This is a genomic window from Flavobacterium wongokense, from assembly GCF_021608265.1.
GTDB classification, from domain to species: domain Bacteria; phylum Bacteroidota; class Bacteroidia; order Flavobacteriales; family Flavobacteriaceae; genus Flavobacterium; species Flavobacterium wongokense.
The window spans coordinates 433,638-439,699 of record NZ_JAKIHP010000003.1 but is presented as its reverse complement, the minus strand read 5'-3'; the positions used below and the strand labels follow the sequence as shown (position 1 = coordinate 439,699).

6 protein-coding genes are annotated in these 6,062 nt (G+C 37.1%); all 6 read right to left on the bottom strand.

Annotated elements, in window-relative coordinates:
* Nucleotides 1–354 precede the first annotated feature (354 nt).
* Nucleotides 355–1,059 (bottom strand): hypothetical protein, encoded by a 705-nt coding sequence (locus tag L1S31_RS11250; protein WP_236464833.1) that lies wholly within the window; start codon nucleotides 1,057–1,059, stop codon nucleotides 355–357.
* A gap of 162 nt (nucleotides 1,060–1,221) precedes the next feature.
* Nucleotides 1,222–2,109: a hypothetical protein gene (locus L1S31_RS11245; RefSeq protein WP_236464832.1), complete on the bottom strand. Its 888-nt coding sequence runs from the start codon at nucleotides 2,107–2,109 to the stop codon at nucleotides 1,222–1,224.
* Between the two features lie 150 nt (nucleotides 2,110–2,259).
* Complete coding sequence (locus L1S31_RS11240) at nucleotides 2,260–2,646, bottom strand: DUF4258 domain-containing protein (protein WP_236464831.1); 387 nt, start codon at nucleotides 2,644–2,646, stop codon at nucleotides 2,260–2,262.
* Nucleotides 2,647–2,795: 149 nt separating this feature from the next.
* Nucleotides 2,796–3,989 carry an alanine dehydrogenase gene (locus L1S31_RS11235; RefSeq protein WP_236464830.1) on the bottom strand — a complete coding sequence of 398 codons (1,194 nt, stop codon included), beginning with the start codon at nucleotides 3,987–3,989 and terminating at the stop codon, nucleotides 2,796–2,798.
* A gap of 43 nt (nucleotides 3,990–4,032) precedes the next feature.
* Nucleotides 4,033–4,440, bottom strand: a complete 408-nt coding sequence (tsaE, locus tag L1S31_RS11230) for a tRNA (adenosine(37)-N6)-threonylcarbamoyltransferase complex ATPase subunit type 1 TsaE (protein ID WP_236464829.1) — start codon at nucleotides 4,438–4,440, stop codon at nucleotides 4,033–4,035.
* A 25-nt stretch (nucleotides 4,441–4,465) separates the two neighbouring features.
* Nucleotides 4,466–6,019 (bottom strand): T9SS response regulator signal transducer PorX, encoded by a 1,554-nt coding sequence (porX, locus tag L1S31_RS11225; protein WP_236464828.1) that lies wholly within the window; start codon nucleotides 6,017–6,019, stop codon nucleotides 4,466–4,468.
* Between the last annotated feature and the right edge of the window lie 43 nt (nucleotides 6,020–6,062).

Genomic DNA, 6,062 nt, shown 5'->3' with positions numbered 1-6,062 from the left:
TGAAAACCCTGTTCATTTAGTTGGACAGGGTTTTTTGTTTTATGTTGATTCAGGTGAGCCAATGTAAAGCAAGATAGGTTCAACATACGGTAAGTGAGCTTCAACGTATGGCAAGATAGGTTCAATGTAAAACAACGATGGTTCAATATAAAACAAGATAGCTTCAGCGTAGAACAATATAGACTTAATGTAAGGTAAATAAGATTCAATGTAAGACAGGAAAGACCCAACAGAACATAAGAGACTTTCAACATAATTCAAGATAGGAGTTTGATAACATAGTTTGGTTATTTGCATAAAAAAACCTGATAGTTTTGCTATCAGGTTTGTTAAAGTAGTTTTTTATCCATCTCATTATATTTTTAATCCTTTTATCAATCGGTATTCTGTTGATTGCACTCCGTATTGTGCTTTTACGCTGTCTTTGATGCGGATTGCTGTTTGTGATAACTGATTGTAACTTTCAATTCGTATCGCATTGTTTTGGGCAAACTGGGTGAAGGTGTTCATTACTTCGTTGTTTGCTGTAACGGCATTTGCGTATATTCCGTTTAATGCGATTACCTTGATTGCGCTGTTTGCAGGATCGTAATCTGTGCCAAAATTGGTTAGGTATTCTACTAAGTCTGCAAAGAACTGTGTTTTTGACTGGTACGACTGGTATGACTGACTTACCAAATTTTCGTTGACATTAATAGTCCCTCTTTTGATATTATTTCCTGTAATCTTTGCGATGATAGCTGCTACGTCCTTAGCTTCCTTGCTGGTTCTACCGAAGAAGACTTTGACTGCTCCGTTTATTGACGGAAGCGTCTTTTTAATTGCGTCTTCCCTTTTATCAAAGATTTGGATTCGGTTTTCTACCGCCAGTGAATGAGCCTGTTTTTTGTCGGCAACTGTGGTGTTGAATCCTTTTGTGGTGTTGATTAAACCGGTGTAGCTGGTGATGCTGAACTCTGGTTTAATTGGCAGGTAGCCGTTAAAGTTTTGTAATGCTGCTACCAGTTTCTCTGCGTTACCGATTCTTGCTCCGTAACTTGTTTCTGAATGTGATCTCATGATTTCTCGTTTTTAAGATTGTATGTGAACTATTTCACATAAAACCGCGAGCCAATTATGATGCCAGTATTAGTAGGAGAAAGCTTAAGGTTTGGTTAAGATTTGTTTAAAGTAAAATGATTACTGGCACGGATTATAAATCCGCGCTATCGGTGTGAGTTTCTATATTGAAAATCTCTTTTTGAATTCTTCAAGTTTGATAATTTGATCTTGCATATTATTAATTTTGAAAAACTCATGCATCTTTTTCTCTTCAGTAACGAAAATTATGTTATCCCGTTTGGAATTAAATATAGCGCCAAACATCATTGAAATGTCAAGCACAGTGTTCCAGCGGCGATCTGAAATGCTAGAAATAGCGAGTGTTCCGTGTCCAAGTTGTTCAAGAATTAAACTTGTCATCGCAATAGCGGGAAAAAATTCATTATGAAAATTAAAAAACTGCTTAAAATTTTCTTCAGTTCGCTTATAATCTTTGCCAACTATTCCATAAGCACGCATCATAAAGCCCTCAGCTAAAAATGCAAACGTCTTTCCAGATCGCATCTCTCTAAACCATTTATCCTTTTGAGTTTTATTTTTCGTGAAATATTCCCAATCTAATACACCCTCATTAAGTTCTTTTAAATGCTCTACAACATTATCAAACAATTCTTTTTTTTCAAAATTGACTTGATCTTTTACCACCTTGATTTCCGCTTGATGTTTGTAAATATTTTTGAAATCATGATTATCGGTCAATTCTTTCGTCAGAATAATTATGGTTTTGTAAGCGTTGAGAAACGGACCGTCTTCATTAAAAAAATACTTTGGTAAAATGACATTTAATGGTGGGAAAAAAGCACCATGAAACATGTCCATTTGTGCGTCATATTTTTTTGAATGATCGAATAATAAACAAAGTGCTCTAAAACATTCTTCGCGTTCTGGATCAGTTTGTTCTAGGTGTTTAATAAGTTCCATTGCAACTACGATTGGGAAACCTGAAGTTACACCGAGATTTGATTCTTCTTTTTGGATTTTCTTAGCAAGAGAATTTACTTCATTCAAAGAAAGTTCGTGAACGAGGTTTCTATAAATGTTCGTATCCAAGAAGTACTTCATAAATGTCTGCAGCTGACTTACTAATAAATGTAAATATTTCTAAATTTAGTGAATAATTGTACATTATCTAAATTAACCATAAAAAAACCGAACTTTTCAGTTCGGTTTATCATTTTTGATAATATTTTTGAGGACGGCTTTTTCGGGATAATTGATGACTTCTAAGGTGATTTCCTTTCCCTGTTTGGTTTGTCCGTAAATGATGTATTTTTTTCCACCTTCTTCCTTGATATTGCTTTTGTCAAAATCGACGTCGCCATTGGTAAGCGTGTTTTTGATATCGATGGTGTCGACCCAGTCTTCTGAAAGCCTCCTGGAAGCTTCAATGTCATATAAAAATGGTTTTGTACGGAGGTCATTTAAAACCCTTGCATTTGGAAAATAATTGCAACGCGTATCTTTTCCGCTAAGGACAATCGCAACGACAAAACATCCCATAACCAAACCGACTAAATAGTAGGCAAAACGTTGGTAAAACTTCATAGTAGATTAATTTTTGCAAAAGTAATCAATGTTTTACTATAGCCATTAATTATATATTAATTTTTAGGTTAGTTTGAGTGGTTTTTGATTAATACTTCTCGATACAATTTTGCTTCGCAAAATCACTCGAAGTGACGACGAAATGATTTTTAGAAAACAATCAAATTAATATCATTATCGGGAAGATTGAACCAATCGCCAATGGCTTTGTTGGTCAGGATTCCGTGATAGAGGTATACTCCGTTTTTTAAACCTTTGTTGCAGCGAATGGCACTTTCCAATCCACCGTCTTCGGCAATCTGGAGTAAGTAGGGTGTAATGATATTGCTGATGGAAAGCGAAGCGGTTTTGGAATACCGCGAAGGGATATTTGGTACACAATAGTGTATGATATTATTTTTGATGAATGTAGGATTTTCGTGCGTAGTCACTTCGGAAGTTTCGAAGCAGCCACCGGTATCAATGCTCACGTCTACAATCACAGCGCCTTTTTTCATGTGTTCAACCATGGTTTCAGTTACCACAACAGGGCAGCGGTCTTTGCCACGCATGGCTCCGATTGCCACATCACAACGACGCAATGCCTTCAGTATTCCTTTTGGCTGAATGGTTGAAGTAAAAATGCGCTGGTTTAAATTATTCTGTAGTCGACGTAGTTTGGTAATCGAGTTGTCAAAAACCTTGACATTGGCACCTAAGCCCAGAGCAGTCTTGGCTGCAAATTCGCCTACTGTTCCTGCGCCCAAAATAACCACATCAGTAGGAGGAACACCTGTAATGTTTCCTAATAATAAGCCTTTTCCGAATTGGTTGTTGATCATCAGTTCGGCTGCAATCAATACGGAGGCTGTTCCTGCAATTTCGCTCAGCGATTTTACAGCAGGATAAGAACCATCTTCGTCTTTAATATATTCAAATGCTAATGCGGTGATTTTTTTCTTGGATAAGGCTTCAAAATATTCCTTTTTTCGGGTCTTTAACTGAATGGCTGAAATTACAATGGCATTGGTATTGACTAAAGCGATTTCTTCCATGGTTAAAGGTTCCACCTTTAGGATTATTGGACAGCTCAAAACTTTTTTAGTGTCTTTGGAAATAGTAGCTCCTGCATCACTAAACTCCTTGTCGGTATAGCTTGAGCTTAATCCGGCACCAGATTCAATCATCACTTTGTGTCCGTGGGAAGTCAGTGAGTTTACTGCATCAGGTGTTAGGCAGATACGTCTTTCCTGGTATGAAGTTTCTTTTGGAATTCCGATAAAGAGTTCACTTTTATGACGATATACTTCTAATTTTTCCTCTTGGGGTAAAAGTTGTTGCTTAGTAAAAGGGGTAATAGCCATAATGACAATTGAATTTTGCTCCAAATTACAAAAAAATATTCAATTATGTCAATCTGAGATTTCTTTTACCGTCGGCGGTTTGTGATAAATGAATTGTGGAATATTCGTCGGGAAGCAGATTCGGAATTTTTTCTGCCCATTCGATAAAGCACCAGTTTCCGGAATACAGATAATCATCAATTCCCATGTCAAGTGCTTCGATTTCTGACTTTAACCGATACATGTCAAAATGGTATACCATCAGATTGTCGTCTGCCTGATATTCGTTTACTATAGAAAATGTTGGGCTGCTTGTAGCGTCATTCACGCCCAATTCCTTAGCCAAAGCCTTAATTAGTGTGGTTTTTCCAACCCCCATAACGCCGTGGAAAAGGATTACTTTATGCGGTTTTTCGGCAAGGATTTTTTTGGCAACCTGTTTTAGTTCGTCCAGAGAAAATATGATTTCCATTATTCAATTATTTTAATGCTTGGCCCTACTTTGGATTAAAAACTAAAAACGGGACAATCATCTCCTCAAGGGAAATTCCTCCATGCTGATACGTATTTCTATAATAACTCACATAGTGATTGTAATTATTGACATACGCCAGGAACAAATCGTTTTTTGCGAATATATACGAGCTGCTCATGTTGATGGTTGGAAGCCCAATTCTCTTTGGGTCACGGACAGCATATACGTCGCGGTCTTCATAGGTTAAGCTTCTTCCGGTTTTGTAACGCAGGTTCAAACTGGTGTTTTTGTCGCCAATAACCTTTGATGGGTTTTTTACGTTTATCGTTCCGTGGTCCGTAGTGATGATCAGTTTAAAGCCTAATTTTTGAGCCTGCTGGATGATTTCCAAAAGTGGTGAATTCTTGAACCAGCTCAAGGTTAATGAGCGATAAGCTTTGTCATCGGAAGCCAATTCCTTAACCACATCCATTTCGGTTTTGGCATGCGAAAGCATGTCGACAAAGTTGTAAACTACAGTAACAAGATTATTGTCTTTTAGTCCTTTAAAATTTTCAGCTAATTTTTTCCCACTGCTCAAATTGGTAATCTTGAAATAATCCTGTTTGATGTTTAAGCCCAATCTTTTCAAATGTGCCGTTAAAAACTCGGCTTCATAAAGGTTTTTTCCTCCATCCTCAACATCGTTTTTCCAATATTGTGGAAATTGTTTTTCCATTTCCAATGGGAGTAAACCTGAGAAAATTGCATTTCGGGCATACTGTGTTGCGGTTGGCAGAATGGCGTAATACGGAATTTCCTTTTCCAATTTATAGTGATTGGAAACCACGCTTTCCATGGCTTTCCACTGGTCGTAACGAAGGTTGTCAATTACTACGAATAATACAGATTTGTCTTTTTTAACCAATTCGGGAACCACCAATTCGCGGAATAAAGTGTGTGACTGTACTGGTTTGTCAGCTTTTGGCTCAAACCAGTCTTCATAATTCCGTTCGATGAATTTGCTGAATTGGGCATTGGCTTCAACTTTCTGGCTTTCGAGGATTTCAACCATGCTTTGGTCGGTAATGTCTTCCAGTTCCAATTCCCAGAAAAGCAATTTTTTATAAAGTTCAACCCAATCTTCATAAGAATTGACCATTGCCATTTCCATGGCAATTTTTCTGAATTCCTTTTGATAATCCAGGGTAGTTTTTTCGGAAACCAGTCTGGAATGGTCGAGGTTTTTCTTTAAACTCAACAATATCTGGTTTGGATTTACCGGTTTTATCAGATAATCTGCAATCTTAGAGCCAATGGCTTCTTCCATAATGTATTCTTCCTCACTTTTGGTAATCATAATCATCGGTGTTGATGATTTTTTCTCCTTCATTTCCGAAAGTGTCTCCAAGCCGCTCATTCCCGGCATATTCTCATCAAGGAAAACAATATCATAATTCCCATCCTCAAAAGCATCGACAGCGTCACGGCCATTGTTAAATGTAGTTACCTTATAGTTTTTCTTCTCCAGAAACAGGATGTGCGGTTTCAGTAAATCAATTTCATCGTCAACCCAAAGTATTTTGATAGGATCCATATTGTTATATTGTTTAACGCAAATTTCTACATTATAAAACGTA